Origin of the sequence: Streptomyces paludis (genome assembly GCF_003344965.1) — a bacterium.
Classification (GTDB): domain Bacteria; phylum Actinomycetota; class Actinomycetes; order Streptomycetales; family Streptomycetaceae; genus Streptomyces; species Streptomyces paludis.
The window spans coordinates 3,337,140-3,352,604 of record NZ_CP031194.1; the positions used below are offsets into that span (position 1 = coordinate 3,337,140).

Here is a 15,465-nt window from a genome sequence, read left to right on the forward strand (position 1 = left end):
CCCGCCCGGCCGGCGGCTCCCGGATCCGGGCATACCGACGCGTACGGCATATGCCTCCGGCCGTGCACAGCGGTATGCCCGCTCGATCGCTTCTCGTGGTTTAAGCACGTCATCCGCGGGCCAGTGCACTATCGGGGTGGGGAGGTGAGCCCGATGGCAGCCGGCGGCGGACAGAAGGCGCGCGGCACACGCGCTTCGCGCATCGCACGCGCGGGATTCACGCGCGCGGGGTTCGACTGCGACGTGCTCGTGATCGGCGGCGGGATCGTCGGGCTGTCGACGGCGTACGCGCTCACCCGCGCCGCCCCCGGCACCCGCGTCGTCGTGCTGGAGAAGGAGCCGGGCCCGGCCCGCCACCAGACGGGCCGCAACAGCGGAGTGATCCACAGCGGCATCTACTACCGCCCCGGCTCGCTCAAGGCGCGCTACGCGACCGCCGGCTCCGCCGAGACGGCGAAGTTCTGCGCGGAGCACGGCATCGCCCACCGGATCAGCGGCAAGCTGATCGTCGCGACCCGGCGCGACGAGCTGCCCCGGCTGCACGCCCTGGTCCAGCGCGGCCGGGAGAACGGCATCCCGGTGCGCGAGCTGGGACCGGCGCAGATCAGCGAGTACGAGCCGCGGGTGCGCGGCCTGGCGGCGATCCGGGTCTCCACGACCGGCGTGTGCGACTTCACGGCGGTCGCGCGCCGGCTCGCGGAGGCGGCGGGGGCCGCGGGCGCCTCCGTACGGTACGGGGCCGAGGTCACGGCGGTGGACCGGCGGGCGTGGGGCGTCGCGGTCCGTACGGCGGCCGGGGAGACCGTCCGGGCGCGGGCGCTGGTGAACTGCGCGGGGCTGTACGCGGACCGGGTGGCGCTGCTGGCGGGCGACGACCCCGGGATGCGGATCGTCCCCTTCCGCGGCAAGTACTACGAGCTGGCCCGGCCGGAGCTGGTGCGGGGGCTGGTCTATCCCGTGCCCGACCCGGCGTTCCCGTTCCTGGGCGTGCATCTGACCCGGTCCGTGGACGGCTCCGTGCACGTCGGGCCGAACGCGGTCCCGGCGGCGGCCCGCGAGGGCTACACCTGGTCGGCCGTACGCCCCGCCGAGCTGGCCGCGACGCTGGCCTGGCCCGGCTCCTGGCGCATCGCCGCCCGGCACTGGCGGTACGGCGCGGGCGAGCTGCGCCGGTCGCTGTCGAAGCACGCCTTCGCGACGGCCGTACGGCGGCTGCTGCCGGCGGTGACGGACGCGGACCTGCGGCCGGCGGCGGCCGGCGTACGGGCCCAGGCGGTGCTGCGGGACGGGACGCTGGTGGACGACTTCCTGATCCGGCGGGCACCCCGGACGGTCCATGTGCTGAACGCGCCGTCCCCGGCGGCCACGGCGTCGCTGCCGATCGGGCGGGAGGTGGCGGGACGGGCGCTGGCGGTGCTGGCGGAGGACGAGGGGAACGTGGTCCGCGCGGGCGCTCCGTAGAATTGGCTCGGGCCGAGCCCGTGGCGGGCCGGCACCGAGCCCACCACTGCCCGCGGCAGACCACCCCCGAACCGACCCAGCAGACCGGACCGAACCACATGACCGACACCCCCGCTCAGCGCGCCCTCGCGCACCCCATGAGCCGGATGTTCCCCGACGGCACCGGCCCGGCGGCCGACCCGGCCGGCTCGCACTTCGAGCGCCGCATCCGCAGCTTCCAGCCGCGCCGGAGCCGGGTGACCACCGGCCAGGCCGAGGCGCTGCGCCGGCGGTGGGCCGACTGGGGCATGGACATCGACGGGCAGCGGGTGCTGGACCTGGACACGATGTTCGGCGGGCTGCCGGTCGTGCTGGAGATCGGCTTCGGGATGGGCGAGGCGACGGCCGAGATGGCCGCCGCCGACCCCGCCACCGGGATACTCGCCGTCGATGTGCACACCCCCGGCCAGGGCAATCTGCTGCGGCTCGCGGAGGACCGCGGCCTGGAGAACATCCGGGTGGCCAACGGCGACGCGATCATCCTGCTCCGGGAGATGCTGCCGGCCGCGTCGCTCGCCGGGCTGCGCGTCTACTTCCCGGACCCCTGGCCCAAGGCCCGGCACCACAAGCGCCGGCTGATCCAGGAGGAGTTCCTCACGCTGGCGGCCGGCCGGCTGCGGCCCGGGGCCGTACTGCACTGCGCGACCGACTGGGAGCCGTACGCCGAACAGATGCTGGCGGAGCTGACGGCGCACCCCGGCTACGAGAACACGGAGCCGGGCGGCGGCTACGCGCCGAGGCCCGCGTTCCGGCCGCTGACGCGGTTCGAGGGGCAGGGGCTCGACAAGGGCCATGTGGTGCACGACCTGCTGTTCCGCAAGGTGTCGGGCTGAACGGTCAGCGAGCGTCCGGCTGAACGTCCCACCGATTTTTCTCCCCCATTGTCAGTGGTGCTCGTTAGGGTCATGGGGTGTCAGAACCGTCGCCGCAGCGCCTCGACCAGCGTCCGGCGGTCCCCGACTTCGAGCAGCAGGAGCGGCTCGGCGAGTTGTGGACCGCCGTGCCGGAGCCTGCCCGCAGGCGGTACCGGCCGCGCCGGGCGTTCTGGCGGCACCGGGGGGTGCGGGCGGGGACCGTGATCGCGGTGCTCGGGCTCTGCGCGCTGCTGATCCTCGCGCTGGTGCGGGACGAGACGGGGACGGACGGGTTCCTGGTCGGGCTGGGCATGGCCGTCCTGCCGGTACCGCTGCTGATGGCGGCGTTCCGCTGGCTGGACCGGGTGGAGCCGGGGCCCTGGCGGAATCTGCTGTTCGCCTTCGCCTGGGGCGCGTTCGCCGCCGCGCTCGTCGCGATCATCGCGAACTCCTTCGCGACGGAGTGGATAGCGACGGCCACGGCGGATCCGGCGGGAGCCGAGTCCGTCGGGGCCACGGTGGTCGCGCCCGTCGTCGAGGAGAGCGCCAAGGCGGCGGCGATCCTGCTGCTGTTCCTCTTCCGCAGACGGTCCTTCACGGGGCTGGTCGACGGTGTGGTGATCGCGGGCTTCACCGCGACCGGCTTCGCCTTCACCGAGAACATCCTGTATCTGGGGAGCGCCTTCGGCGAGGACCAGGACGTCGGCAACTCGGGCCTGGCGTCGATCACCGCCGCGACCTTCTTCGTACGGATCGTGATGTCGCCGTTCGCGCATCCGCTGTTCACCGTGCTGACGGGCATCGGCTTCGGGCTGGCCGCGATGGCCGACCGGCGCCAGAAGGTCCGCCGGGTCGCCTTCCCGCTGCTCGGCCTGGCGCTGGCGATGGGCGTGCACGCGCTGTGGAACGGCTCGGCGTCGCTGCTGGGGCCCTTCGGGTTCTACGCGGTGTACGCGGCGTTCATGGTCCCGGCGTTCGCGCTGCTGACATGGCTGGCGATCTGGAGCAGACAGCGCGAGCTGCGCACGATATCCACCGAGCTGCCGGCGTACGCGGCGGCCGGCTGGCTCACCCCGGCCGCGCCTCTCGCCCTCTCCTCGATGCGCGCCCGCGGTCTGGCCCGTACGTACGCGGGCCGTGTCTTCGGCCCGCACGCGGCCCGCGCGGTCGGTGAGTACGAGGCGTTCGCGACGTCCCTGGCGTTTCTGCGCCACCGCGCGCAACGCGGCGCGGTCGGGGCGGACTTCGTCGCGCGCGAGCGCGAGCTGCTGCACCATCTGTGGCAGCGCAGGGAGATAGCCGGCCCGGCCCTCACCCACGCGGCCCGCCTCACCGGCCGGGCATGGGCGCCGCCGCCGTACGTGGACTACGAGGGCTACAACCCGTACCGCCGGTACTGAAAGTACTGACCCGGGGCGGTAAGGGGTGGTGTGGTGCGGGACCGGACAACGGAAAACGCCGGGGCCCGCGAATGGCTCGCGGGCCCCGGCGTACGCGTCCCAACCGGACGGTGAACGTCAGGGGTTGATGCCCCGGCTGCGGAGCCAGCTCATCGGGTCGATGCCCGTGCCGCCCGCCGTGTGGACCTCCAGGTGGAGGTGGGGGCCGGTCACATTGCCGGTCGCGCCGACGCGGCCGATGACATCGCCGGTGGCGACCTTCTGGCCGACGGTGACGGTCATCGAGGACTGGTGGGCGTACCAGACCTCCGTGCCGTCATCCAGCTCCAGCACGGTGCGGTAGCCGTACGAGCCGGACCAGCCGGCCGACTTGACGGTGCCGCTGTGCACGGCCTTGACCGGCGTGCCCGTCGGCGCGGCGAAGTCGAGGCCGGTGTGGTGGCCGGAGGACCAGAGCGAACCGGCCTGGCCGAAGGTGGAGGTGATCGTGTACGAGGAGGTGGGGAGGGAGAAGCTGGCGGCCAGCTTGGCGATGCGCTCCTGCTCCGCCTTGGCCTGGGCGGCGGCCTCGGCCTCCGCCTTCCGCTCCGCGGCGGCCTTCTCGGCCTCGGTCTGCTGCTTCTTGGCCGCGGAGGCGGCCTGCTGGATGGCGGCGGCCTCGGCGGCGGCGCGCTGCTCGGCGGCGGCCTCGGCCTGCTGCTGCTCGGCCTGCTGGAGGATCCGGGCGCGGAGCGCCTCGCCCGCGTCGGTCGCGCCCTGCTCGGTGTCCGCGACCGTGAGTCCGGCGGTGGAGAGGGGCGCCTGCGCGAGCGCCTGGGCCGCCTCACTGGCCTTCTTGTCCGTCGTGCTGGTGCCCGAAGAACCGATCCCCGGAAGCGACTTGGCGTCCGGAAGATTGTCCGCGATGACATCGGGCAGGGATATGGAGACGGCCGGCTTGTCCTGCGCGGTGGCGATGCCGCCCGCGCCGACGGCGGCGATGACACCCACGCCGAGGACCGTGGAGCTGCGGGCGAGCCCGCGCTGCTTGGTGACCCGGTGCCTGCCGCGTACGGGGGGTCGGACGGTCTCCTCGGTGGGATTCCACTCCCCCCAGGTGCGCTCCGGCTCGTTGCCCTCGCCGCGGCCGAAGCGGTAGGGCTCGGCGGGGGCGGCGGTTGCTACGGAGCCTTCGGAGGCAGGCTTGTTGGACGCCACTGAGGCGCGCTCCTTTCCTTCCTTCTCGCCTACCGGGTTAGCTGACGGGTTCGGAGCAGGAAGGTCTCCTACGGGGTTCCGCTGTCCGCGCAAGGCAGCGAAAATTCCCGATTCACCCCAATGTGTGGTTCCCCGGTTCCCTTGCGGGATTCGGCGCGTGCGCGCGGTGCCATCTCTGGCGACGGCTGGGACAACCGCGCTGCGTTATCGAACGTTAATAGAGACCAGGGGTTTATTCCAAGCCGTTCCTGATGATCGTTAACGACTTCGCAACGGACACACCCGGACACAAGAGCGCGCAACCGGGCGAGTTGACCGGAGATTGGGAGGTTATGTGTTTCTGACGGTGTGTCAGCTGTTATGCGGAGCGGTACGCCCCGATCACGGCCCGTGTCCCTCGGGCCCGGGAGCGGCGGATTCCGACGCGGGGCCGGGGTCGGAGCCGGCCTCTTGAGGGCTCTCCACCCCCGCCACGGCTCCGGCCGCCGCCCCCGGCGTGAAACCGGGCGCGGAGCCCAGCACCGGCCGGCTGACCGCCAGCAGCGCCATGTCGTCCTGGCTGCCGCCGCCCGTATGCACCCGTACGTCGTCGATCAGCGCCTGGAGCAGCTCGTCGGGCCCCGGGAAGACCCGCCCGTCGAGCCGCTCACGCGGGCGGTAGAAGACACCCGCGCTGTCACGCGCCTCGGTGAGCCCGTCCGTGTAGAAGAGCAGCATCGCGCCGTCGGGATACGGATTCGGCTCCGCGCGGTCCGGCCACGCGCCCAGCTCGCTCATCCCCAGGGGCAGCGCGGGATCACCCGGCGCCAGCATCCGTACGGCACCGTCCCCGCACATCAGCAGCGGCTCGGGATGGCCGCGGTTGAGCAGCCGTACGACGTCCTCGCCGTGCGGGATCTCGGCCAGTACGGCCGTGGTGAACCCCTCGAAGACATCGACCCCGGCCCGGCGCGTCCCCTCCCGCAGCAGCGCCCGCTCCAGCCGCTGCGCGACCCCTTCGAGCGAGGGCTCCTGCTCGGCGGCCTCCCGGAACGCCCCGATGAGCACCGCCACCGCCTCGACGGCCTCCAGCCCCTTCCCCCGTACGTCCCCGACCACCAGCCGCACACCGAAGGGCGTGTCCTGTACGGCGAAGAGGTCCCCGCCGATGAACGCGCCCTCCTGAGCCGCCTCGTACCGCGCGGCGATCCGCAGCCCCCCGATCCGTTCGGCGGGTCTGGGCAGCACGGCGCGCTGGGCGGTCTCGGCGATGACACGGGCGGAGGCGAGCCGCTCCCCGCTGCGTCTGACGATGCCGGTGATGTACATGGCGAGTACGGAGACGACCAGTACGGTCAGCAGCTGGCTCAGCGACACCAGACTGATCAGCGTCGAGGTCCTTATGTGCAGCCCCACCTCGGCGACGACCGCGGCGAGCGCGACCAGGAACGTACCGACCATCGGGTAGAACGGGGCGGCGACCAGCGGCGCGGCGGCGAAGAGGGGGGCGGAGGTCACCCGGGCCGGGGTGGTGACGTCGACGACCACTCCGACGGCGATCACCAGGACCGGCAGCAGGGCCACCATCCGGCGGCCGGCCGGGGTCCGGCCGCCGCGGATGCCGCCGCGCCCCGGGTGCGGGTGGTCGTGATCCGGGTCGCCGGAGCCCCAGAAGCCGGTGCCCTCGGCAGCCCAGAAGCCCGCACCGCCGGTGGAGCGACGCCCGCCGCCGACGCGTCTTCCGAGCCTCCTCAGCTTCCCCACCACCATTGGTCTCCTCGCCCGGTCCGCTCGCGGCTGCGGACGGCTCCTCGCTCCACCCAGGCTGGCCGCTGCCGCACGAGCAGGCGACTCGCCTCGGCCGAGTGGGCTACGGGATGCACTTCACAGCCGTACCCCTCACGTTACTTGTCATAGGCTGGTATGAAATATTGATCATCGAATCAATTTGTCACCATATGACTCCGCGCTGTGCGCGCACACGACGAAGGCCCGGATTCCTAAGGAATCCGGGCCTTCGTTTTTATGAGTAGCGGGGACAGGATTTGAACCTGCGACCTCTGGGTTATGAGCCCAGCGAGCTACCGAGCTGCTCCACCCCGCGCCGTTGAAGACAACTCTACGGCATCCGGCGGACGCTCATGACCACTCCCGTGACCACTCCCACCTCAGGCCGCCTCGGCCACATCGGCCCGCACCGCGGCGGCCCACTCCACCAGCAGCCGCTGATAACGCTCCTGGTCGGCGGGGCGCAGCCCACCCCCGGAGCGCGTCCACAGGGCGCGGATCTCCTCATTGATCACCGCGGCGGTCCGCACGGACCGCACGGGCGGGACCTGGGCGGCGTGCCGGGCGGCGCGGGCACGGTGTAAAGAATCGCGGGCAACTGATGAAGAAGTGGTCGAGGAAACGAACATGGAAGCAAGGTTACGGGCAGCCACTGACAATCGGCGGAGGGTTTTCCCCGGCGCGGCCTCACCCATTCGCCACGCGGCAGCCGGCCCGGCGCCGGTCAGCCCACCCCATCCCCATCCCCACCCTCCCCCTCCCCCTCGCCCGCGTAGACGTGCGGGGCCCCGCCCTGCCACTCCACCCAGTGCGGATCGTCGAGCAGCTCCCAGGCATCGGGAAGGCCGGCCTGCCGGAGAAACTCGACCAGGTGGCCATCGGAGTGCGCGAGCCCCATGATCCGCCCACGCACGGTCACCCGCCGCCCCCCTGTCCCGGACGGCCGGTGCACAACGATCGGAACCTCACGCCCCATACCCCCAGAGTGCGCCGCCCCAGCCCACACCGCAGTCCGGTCAGAGCGGAACTCTGTCGGGGTGGGTCGGTGGCAGCGGTAGCCGGACACGGGGCCGCCCCTCCAGCTGTGAGTGTCGCGGCTCCGACGAAGGAGTAAAGGGCGCTCCTAAAGTCGCGTCGCTGCGCGATGGGCTGCGCCCACCCTTGACACCTCCCCCGGAGTCGCAAGTGCAGGTGCGGGAGGGGCGGCCGGGGGGGAAGGGGGGCCCAGGGCGCACACGGGAGCGCGGGCCGGTTCAGGGTCCGCCGGCCGGTAGGCCCTGCGGGGCGCGCGACAGAGGAATGGGGCGGTCCGACACCGGCTCGGCGGCTGACGGTCCGTTGCTGGCCGGGACTCAAGCCCCGCTGGTCACCGAGCGTGGGCGGCGGGGTTGCTGGGACGTGAGTGGCGGCAAGTGGCCCCCTGAAGGCCGCCTATGCGTCCAGGAGTGCCGCTAACGCACCTGAGGACACATGTGCCGCCCGAGAAGACCCCCAACCGCTCGCCAAACCGCCCCATACGGGACAGGTGGGCAGGGTGTCCGGCCCGCAGACCCGGCCAGACAGCAGAACCCGTCCGCCTTCCGGGCACCACAACGCAACGGTGACCAGCGGGGCTTGAGTCTCAGCAAACAGCGGACCGTCAGCCGCCGAGACGGGGCCGAGTCACCCCACTCCTCTGCCGCGCGCCCCGCAGGGCCCACCCGCCCGCCAGCCCCTGAGCCGAGTGGCAGAACGGCGCCACCTCCTGGGCCCCCCTTCCCCCCGGCCGCCCCTCCCGCACCCGCACTTGCGGCTCCGGGGGAGGTGTCAAGGGCCAAGGCCGTGAAGTTAAGGGTTTGTGGTGGTGGTTACGGGGTGGGGTGGGGGAGGTACGGACAGAGCTCCTGGTCGTTGAGGTGGTTGTCGAGACCGATTCCTCACGGCAGGAGCTCTGTTGGACATGCAGTCTGCCACTGTGACGTATTCGCGTGCTATCACTGTCGCTCCGGGGAAGTACGCACCCGGACATCTGGGCGAATTGACGCCGTACCTGCCCTTCGCGGCTGTCGATGAGGTGTTGGAGGAGGCCGGCCGGCTGGGGCAGCGCCGGCGGGACCTGCCCACGCGGGTGGGCGTGTACTGGGTACTCGCGCTGGCATTGTTCGGATGCGGATACCGTGCCGGGTGGAACCGGCTGACCGCGGGACTGGCCCATGTCGCGGAGGTGCCCATGCCCTCGGTGACAGCCCTGGCAGGCTTACGCCACCGGGTGGGAACCGAGCCTGTCAAAGCACTGTTCACCGCGGTCTCGGGCCCGCTCGCGATCCCGGGCTCCACCCCGGGTTCCTTCTACCGGGGACGACGCGTCGTGGCCTTCGACGGCTGCTCGTCCATCAAAGTACGGGACCTGCCCTGCAACCGCCGCTGGCTGGAGAAAATCCGCCACGCGGTGGGCTGGGCCGGCTACCCGAGCCTGATGCTGATGACACTGGTGGAGACCGGCACCCGCAGCATCATCGGAGCCGGGTTCGGCTCCCTGCGCCACGGCGAACGCCACTACGCACACAGCCTGCTGCCTCTCCTGGACACCAGCATGCTGCTGCTCGCCGACCGCGGCTTCGACGGAAACGACTTCCTCGCCCAGACCGACGCCACCGGCGCGGCCTTCCTCATCCGCCTCAAATCCGCCCGCAGACCAACCATCGAACAACGCCTGCCCGACGGCTCCTACCTCACCCGCCTGGGACACCTCACAGTCCGCGTCATCGAAGCGTCCATCACCACCACCTGCGCCGACGGCACCCACTGGACCAGCAACTACCGCCTGGCCACCAACCTCCTCGACGAGGGCCCCGACCCGGCAGAACGCCTCCTCGCCCTCTACCACGAACGCTGGGAGATCGAAGTCACCTACCTCGCCCTGCGCCACACCCTGATGAAAGGACGCGTCCTGTCCTCCGGCACCCCCGACGGAATCCGCCAGGAAATGTGGGCCCTGCTGACCGTCTACCAACTCCTGCGGACCGCCATGACCGACGCCGCGGCCACCACCGGACTCGACCCCGACCGGATGAGCTTCACCCGCGCACTGGAAGCCGCCCAGCTCTCCGTCATCAACGCCACCGGAATCACCCCCACCACCACCAGCCCCGGCCCCGACACCGGCCCCGGCACCCACAGCCCCCCGGACAGCATCCACCGCACCCTGCTCGCACACCCCCTCCCCCCACGACGGCCCCGGACCAGCACCCGCAAAGTCAAATCCCCCATCTCCCGCTACCACACAGCCCCCCAAACCGGACGCCCCGCCCGCAGCACCCCCGTCACCGAGATCACCCTCACCATCCACCACCCCGGCAACCCCGCCCCACCACCCACCACACCCCCCGCCCCACCACGCCGCCCCACCCGCCTCGACCAGATCATCAACGCCATACACAACAACCCCGACCACACCTGGACCCCCAAAGAAATCACCCGCGCCATCAACTACCAAGGCTCCTCCGGAACCCTGGTCACCCAACTCACCCAATGGGTCACCAAAGGCTTCCTCCACAAAATCGCCCACGGCATCTACACACCCCCACCACCCACAACCAACACCACAAACCCTTAACTTCACGGCCTTGTGTCAAGGGCGGAGCGCAGCGGAGTCGGCGCAGCCGACGCGACGAAGGAGCGCCCTTTACACCTCCACCGGAGCCGCGACACTCAAAGGCTGGAGGGGCGGCCCCACACCCAACAACCTCCGCCACCGACCCACCCCACTCAACGCCGCCCTAACCCGCACCCAACAACACCACCGCACCCAGCGTGCCCCGCAGGGCCCACCCGCCCTCCCGCCGGGGGCAGGGGCGGGAGCGGGCGCGCGCAACCCTCCACCACCCCCGTGTGCCCCCACGCGCCCCCGTTCGCCGGGGCGGAGGACCAGAGATCGCCTGCCGGGCGGCCCGGCCCGTGCCTAGGCTGATTTGGCCGTCACGGAAGGAAAGATCCTCAATGCGCCCCCCGCGATTCCAGGATTTCGTTCTTGACCTGGTCAAGAACACCCCGGGTGTGACCCGTGTCCAGAGCCTCAGTGAGGCGGGGGACACCACGCACCCGTTCGGGCTGGCCATCGCGGCTGCGGGCGACGAGGTGCGGTGGCAGATCATTGGGCAGTTGGCGACCGGGGAGAAGCACGACGGCCCCGACACCCCCGTAAACAGCGAGCCCGTACCCGCTCTACCCGCAGAGGCGGGCGAGCCGGATCCCAGCGACCACGAGGGGTGGCTGTACGCCGTCCTCGTGCGGGCCGGGTCCTCCGAGATCGCCGGCATCGCGCGCTGGTCCACCCGGGACGACGCGGGCAAGGCCCGAGGGCTCACCCTTGATTTCCACAATGGTGCGCGGGCCTTTGTCCGGCGGATTTGAGGCGGACGCGATCGGCCCCGGGGCAGAGGATCTCTGACCCGGGGCCGGGGTGTAGGCCATGTCGGACTCGAACCGACAACCAACGGATTAAAAGTCCGCTGCTCTGCCAATTGAGCTAATGGCCCGTGGCACAACACCCAAGAGCATAGCCCGCCGGTGGCGGTGTGCCGATCGGGTATCCCGGTCGGGGTGGTCGTGCCGTAACGGGCAGGGCCCGTGGCCACCTTGGAGGGTGGGCACGGGCCCTGTCGTGTCGTGGGGCTACCGGTCAGCCGTTGCGCTTCCAGCGGGGCTTGTCGTCGCGGCGGCCGAAGGAGCCGGTGCCGGTACCGGTGGTGCCGCCGCGGTGGTCGTCGCGGCGAGTGGCCGGACGGTCGTGGCCGCCGGTGCGGGCGCCGAACGCCGGGCGGTCGTCGCGGCGGTCGCGGTTGACGGGACGGTCGCCGGCGCGGTGGTCGCGGCGCTCGAAGGGACGGCCGCCGCGGTCGCCGCCGCGGTCGTCACGGCGCTCGGGGCGGTCGTTGCGGTCACGGTTGAAGCCGCCACCCGTGCCACCCGTACGGTCGTCACGGCGCTGGAAGCCACCGCGGTCGCCGCCACGGTCACCACCGCGGTCGTCACGGCGCTGGAAACCACCGCGGTCGCCGCCACGGTCGTCACGGCGCTCGGGACGGTCGTTGCGGTCGCGGTTGAAGCCGCCACCCGTACGGTCGTCACGGCGGTCGTCACGGCGCTGGAAGCCGGCACGGTCGCCGCCCTCGCGCGGCGTGTAGCCACGCGCGCCGCCCCGGCCGCTGCGCTCGCCGCGGTCGTCACGGCGGCCGAAGTTGCCCCGCTCGTCACGGTCACGGTCGCGGTACGCGGACTGCTGCGGTACGGCCGCGGCCGCGGCGGCCGCAGCCGCCACCTCGCGCTCGGCCTCGGCGATGACCTCCGCCACCGCCTCCTCCGGGTCGTCGCCCCGCTCGCGCGCCGCGCGGGCGACCAGCCGGCCGGCCTCCTCGCGCAGCTCGACGGCGCGCCGCTGCGCGCGCTCCAGCTGCTTCGTCAGGTCGGCGGCCTCCCGCTCGGCCTGCTTGGCGGCGTTGTTCGCGGAGTCGGCCTGGACCTCGGTGAGCGACCGGGCGCCGGTGATCTCGGCGACCTCGGGGTCGAACGCGCCGGCCCCGCCGACCATGTGGCGCGTGGCGTCGACGCCCGCGTCCTCCATCAGCCGGAAGATCTGGCGGCGCTGGTGCGGCAGCGACAGGGAGACGACGACACCGGACTTGCCGGCCCGCGCCGTACGGCCCGAGCGGTGCAGGTAGTCCTTGTGGTCACCGGCCGGGTCCACGTTCAGCACCAGGTCGATGCCGTCCACGTGGATACCGCGCGCGGCGACGTCGGTGGCGACGAGGGCGTTGACGAGCCCCTCCTTGAAGTCCGCCAGCGTCCGCGTCCGCGCGCCCTGCGTCATGCCGCCGTGCAGCGCGTCGGCCTTCACACCGGACTCGCGGAGTTGCTCGGCGATACGGTCGGCGCCCAGCTGCGTCCGTACGAAGATGATCGTGCGGCCCTTGCGGGCGGCGATCGCCGCGGTGACCGGCGCCTTGTCCTTCGGCTTCACGACGAGGACGTGGTGGGTCATGGTGGTGACATTGCCCTGGGCGCTGTCGACCTCGTGGCTGACCGGGTTGCTCAGGTAGCGCTTGACCAGCGAGCTGATCTCGTTCTCCATGGTGGCGGAGAAGAGCATGCGCTGGCCGCCGGCCGGCACCAGGTCGAGCAGCTCGGTGACCTCGGGCATGAAGCCCAGGTCCGACATCTGGTCGGCCTCGTCCAGGATCGCGATCTGGACCTGGTCCAGCGAGCAGGCGCGGCGGTTGATGAGGTCACGCAGCCGGCCCGGGGTGGCGACGAGGATGTCGACGCCGCGCTCCAGGGCGTAGATCTGGTTGCTCATCGACGTACCGCCGCAGACGACCTTCATCTTCAGGCCGAGGACGTCGCCGTACGGCTGGAGCGCGTCGGCGACCTGCATCGCCAGCTCGCGGGTCGGGGTGAGGATGATGCCGCGGGGCTTCTTCTTCTCCGTGCGGCCCTCGGCCAGCGTGGCCAGCAGCGGCAGGCCGAAGGAGAGGGTCTTGCCGGAGCCGGTACGGCCGCGGCCCAGGATGTCCTTGCCGGCCAGGGCGTCCGGGATGGTCGCGGCCTGGATCGGGAAGGGGGCGGTGACGCCGTTCTGGGTGAGCTTGCGGACGATGCCCTCGGGCAGGCCCAGGTCACCGAAGGTGAGGCCGGGGGCCTTGGACTCGGTGGACTCGGTGGTCTCGTCGGAGTCGACGGAGTCCTCAACGACCTCAACGGCCTCGATGACCTCAGCGGTCTCGACCGTCACGGTGGGCTCGACAGCCTCGACCGTCTCTACGACCTCTACGGCAGCCGTCACGGCCGCCTCGTCGCTCTCGGGCATGACGGAGTTATCAGTACTGGAAATGGACATGCGAAATGCGAAACCTTCCGGAGTCTCGGCACGCGCCCAAACTCCGTGATTCGCAAATCGACCGCCTCAATGCGGTCAGCCACGGCAAGGGAGAGTACGCGCCACGCGGCGCTCTTCTGTGTCGGCGCCGGGCAATGATCAAACGATCTACTACCATACGCACCCTCCCCCCTCCCTGGCAAATCCCGGCTGCCCGCACGCCGCCCGCAAGCCGCCCACCGCGCTACCCGCCCCGCTCACACCGGGCCCACCTGCGGCGACGCCGACGGCTCCTTCCACGCCCAGATCCCCGCCACCGGCGCCCCCGCCCGTACGTCCGCCGCCGGGGACGCCGACGGCGCCTCCGTCGGCTTCGGCTCGGGCTCCGGGTCCGGGTCGGGGTCCTGGTTGGTCGGCGTCGGGGTCGGCTGCGGCGCCGGGCGCGTCGGCTCCTTCGACGGTACGGGCTCCTCCCCCGGCGGGGTCGGGCCGCCGCCGCCCGGCCGGGGCCGGGTGCCCTGCGAGGGCTCCGGAGCCCCCGGCGGCGGTGAACTGGCACCCGGCGACACGCCCTTGCCGTTCCCCTTCCCGTCCCCGCCCGGCTCGCCCGCGCCCGGGTCGCCCTCGCCGTCCTTGCCGTCCTTCCCCTTGGCGCTCTCCTTCGCCCCCGTCTTCTTGTCGACGTGCCCGGCCGCGCCGTTCGGACCCGTACCGCCCCCGTCGGCGGCGCCGGGTGCCGCCGGGCCCGCGTCGGCGCCCGTACCCCCGTCCGGTTCGGCGGCGGAGCCGCTGCGGTCGGACGGGCGCGACGGCGCCGGGCCGGGACCGTCGTCGCCGACGCTCATACAGCCCGCGGAGGCCGCGACCGCCAGTGAGGTGACGATCCAGACGGCGAGACGGCCTGGGGCGGACAAGGCGGACACCTGGCGCACGGACGGCACCTCCGGGGCAAAGGGGGTCGGGTCACCCCGCCGGCGGCGAGGGAAGGTTTCCCTGCACAACTTCCTTTTCCCCACCGGGGACACGCCCGGGGCCCGATCCCCTGCGCGTCCGGGACAATGACCGTGTGCTGGAGATGACACGCGAGACCTTCGAAGAACTGGTCAGCCAGGCCCTCGACCGGATCCCACCGGAACTGACCCGGGTCATGGACAACGTCGCCGTCTTCGTCGAGGACGAACCCGACCCGGCCGATCCCGAGCTGCTGGGGCTGTACGAGGGGACTCCGCTCACGGACCGGGGCGAGTGGTACGCCGGAGTCCTGCCCGACCGCATCTCGATCTACATGGGGCCGACCCTGCGCTACTGCGAGACCGCGGAGGACGTGGTCCACGAGGTCTCCGTGACGGTCGTCCACGAGATCGCCCACCACTTCGGCATCGACGACGAGCGGCTCCACGAGCTGGGCTGGGGCTGAGCCGGGCCGCCGGGCCGAGCCAGGGCCGCGGCCCCGCCCCTCCCGGCGCGCGGAGCCCTCCCCGCACCGCCCCCCAAACCGTTTTGGCGATCCCTCCACCCATCCCATATGCTTCTCACGTCCCCGACGCGCTGCAAAGCGCCCAGGCGGGCCCTTAGCCCTCATCGTCTAGTGGCCCAGGACGCCGCCCTTTCAAGGCGGTAGCACGGGTTCGAATCCCGTTGGGGGCACGCAACACTGTGTGCGAGACTTGTGCTCGCACATTGCTAGGTCCTGTGGAGCAGTTTGGAGTGCTCGCCACCCTGTCAAGGTGGAGGCCGCGGGTTCAAATCCCGTCAGGACCGCTTGCAGCTCACCCTGGTGAACTGCGTGGCTGGGTAGCTCAGTTGGTACGAGCGATCGCCTGAAAAGCGATAGGTCGCCGGTTCGATCCCGGCCCCAGCCACCATCCGAAAGCCCCGGCCGAATTCCCCGCCG

12 protein-coding genes, 5 tRNA genes and 1 riboswitch are annotated in these 15,465 nt (G+C 71.8%); of the genes, 9 read left to right on the plus strand and 8 right to left on the minus strand.

Translation table 11 applies throughout. The features are described 5' to 3' along the window. Window positions 1-153: 153 nt before the first annotated feature. The 3 genes from lhgO to DVK44_RS14640 all read left to right on the plus strand — a co-directional run bounded on the left by lhgO (window position 154) and on the right by DVK44_RS14640 (window position 3,754). Complete coding sequence (gene lhgO, locus DVK44_RS14630; protein ID WP_114660078.1) at window positions 154-1,461, plus strand: L-2-hydroxyglutarate oxidase; 1,308 nt, start codon at window positions 154-156, stop codon at window positions 1,459-1,461. Window positions 1,462-1,559: 98 nt separating this feature from the next. Then, a complete protein-coding gene (trmB, locus tag DVK44_RS14635; protein WP_114660079.1) occupies window positions 1,560-2,333 on the plus strand; it encodes a tRNA (guanosine(46)-N7)-methyltransferase TrmB in 774 nt (257 codons plus the stop codon). A gap of 77 nt (window positions 2,334-2,410) precedes the next feature. Next, window positions 2,411-3,754 (plus strand): PrsW family intramembrane metalloprotease, encoded by a 1,344-nt coding sequence (locus tag DVK44_RS14640; RefSeq protein ID WP_114660080.1) that lies wholly within the window; start codon window positions 2,411-2,413, stop codon window positions 3,752-3,754. A 117-nt stretch (window positions 3,755-3,871) separates the two neighbouring features. Here the strand turns inward: DVK44_RS14640 and DVK44_RS14645 are convergent, their stop codons facing one another. From DVK44_RS14645 to DVK44_RS37090, 5 genes are all read right to left on the minus strand, one after another. Continuing rightward, a complete protein-coding gene (locus DVK44_RS14645) occupies window positions 3,872-4,951 on the minus strand; it encodes a M23 family metallopeptidase (RefSeq protein ID WP_114660081.1) in 1,080 nt (359 codons plus the stop codon). An 11-nt stretch (window positions 4,952-4,962) separates the two neighbouring features. Beyond that, window positions 4,963-5,117: riboswitch (cyclic di-AMP (ydaO/yuaA leader) on the minus strand. A gap of 215 nt (window positions 5,118-5,332) precedes the next feature. Continuing rightward, entirely contained in the window at window positions 5,333-6,517 is a 1,185-nt protein-coding gene (locus DVK44_RS14650) for a PP2C family protein-serine/threonine phosphatase (RefSeq protein ID WP_228447618.1), read from the minus strand. A 443-nt stretch (window positions 6,518-6,960) separates the two neighbouring features. Next, a tRNA-Met gene (locus tag DVK44_RS14655) sits at window positions 6,961-7,034 on the minus strand. 64 nt (window positions 7,035-7,098) lie between these two features. Next, window positions 7,099-7,257: a hypothetical protein gene (locus tag DVK44_RS36730; protein ID WP_181957458.1), complete on the minus strand. Its 159-nt coding sequence runs from the start codon at window positions 7,255-7,257 to the stop codon at window positions 7,099-7,101. Window positions 7,258-7,442: 185 nt separating this feature from the next. Then, entirely contained in the window at window positions 7,443-7,694 is a 252-nt protein-coding gene (locus tag DVK44_RS37090) for a hypothetical protein (protein ID WP_114660083.1), read from the minus strand. Between the two features lie 963 nt (window positions 7,695-8,657). Between DVK44_RS37090 and DVK44_RS14665 the strand changes: the two genes are divergently transcribed. Next, entirely contained in the window at window positions 8,658-10,313 is a 1,656-nt protein-coding gene (locus DVK44_RS14665; protein WP_114660064.1) for an IS4 family transposase, read from the plus strand. Between the two features lie 383 nt (window positions 10,314-10,696). Further along, the gene (locus tag DVK44_RS14670; RefSeq protein ID WP_114660084.1) at window positions 10,697-11,110 is read left to right on the plus strand and encodes a hypothetical protein; all 414 of its coding nucleotides are present in this window, start codon (window positions 10,697-10,699) and stop codon (window positions 11,108-11,110) included. Between the two features lie 52 nt (window positions 11,111-11,162). Here DVK44_RS14670 and DVK44_RS14675 read toward each other — a convergent pair. From DVK44_RS14675 to DVK44_RS14685, 3 genes are all read right to left on the minus strand, one after another. After that, a tRNA-Lys gene (locus DVK44_RS14675) sits at window positions 11,163-11,235 on the minus strand. A gap of 143 nt (window positions 11,236-11,378) precedes the next feature. Beyond that, window positions 11,379-13,592 (minus strand): DEAD/DEAH box helicase, encoded by a 2,214-nt coding sequence (locus DVK44_RS14680; RefSeq protein ID WP_114660085.1) that lies wholly within the window; start codon window positions 13,590-13,592, stop codon window positions 11,379-11,381. A gap of 236 nt (window positions 13,593-13,828) precedes the next feature. Next, window positions 13,829-14,494 (minus strand): hypothetical protein, encoded by a 666-nt coding sequence (locus DVK44_RS14685; RefSeq protein ID WP_114665133.1) that lies wholly within the window; start codon window positions 14,492-14,494, stop codon window positions 13,829-13,831. A gap of 143 nt (window positions 14,495-14,637) precedes the next feature. Here DVK44_RS14685 and DVK44_RS14690 point away from each other — a divergent pair, with 143 nt between their 5' ends. The 4 genes from DVK44_RS14690 to DVK44_RS14705 all read left to right on the plus strand — a co-directional run bounded on the left by DVK44_RS14690 (window position 14,638) and on the right by DVK44_RS14705 (window position 15,436). Then, complete coding sequence (locus tag DVK44_RS14690) at window positions 14,638-14,988, plus strand: metallopeptidase family protein (RefSeq protein ID WP_114660086.1); 351 nt, start codon at window positions 14,638-14,640, stop codon at window positions 14,986-14,988. Between the two features lie 157 nt (window positions 14,989-15,145). Next, a tRNA-Glu gene (locus DVK44_RS14695) sits at window positions 15,146-15,218 on the plus strand. Window positions 15,219-15,257: 39 nt separating this feature from the next. Further along, window positions 15,258-15,332, plus strand: a tRNA-Asp gene (locus DVK44_RS14700). Window positions 15,333-15,359: 27 nt separating this feature from the next. Then, window positions 15,360-15,436, plus strand: a tRNA-Phe gene (locus tag DVK44_RS14705). Window positions 15,437-15,465: the final 29 nt, after the last annotated feature.

Bases quoted from the DNA above. Each gene is read 5' to 3' on its own strand.
- lhgO (WP_114660078.1), top strand. From the start codon at position 154: ATGGCAGCCGGCGGCGGACAGAAGGCGCGCGGCACACGCGCTTCGCGC.
- trmB (WP_114660079.1), top strand. From the start codon at position 1,560: ATGACCGACACCCCCGCTCAGCGCGCCCTCGCGCACCCCATGAGCCGG.
- DVK44_RS14650 (WP_228447618.1), bottom strand. From the start codon at position 6,517: ATGGTGGCCCTGCTGCCGGTCCTGGTGATCGCCGTCGGAGTGGTCGTC.
- DVK44_RS37090 (WP_114660083.1), bottom strand. From the start codon at position 7,694: ATGGGGCGTGAGGTTCCGATCGTTGTGCACCGGCCGTCCGGGACAGGG.
- DVK44_RS14665 (WP_114660064.1), top strand. From the start codon at position 8,658: ATGCAGTCTGCCACTGTGACGTATTCGCGTGCTATCACTGTCGCTCCG.
- DVK44_RS14670 (WP_114660084.1), top strand. From the start codon at position 10,697: ATGCGCCCCCCGCGATTCCAGGATTTCGTTCTTGACCTGGTCAAGAAC.
- DVK44_RS14680 (WP_114660085.1), bottom strand. From the start codon at position 13,592: ATGTCCATTTCCAGTACTGATAACTCCGTCATGCCCGAGAGCGACGAG.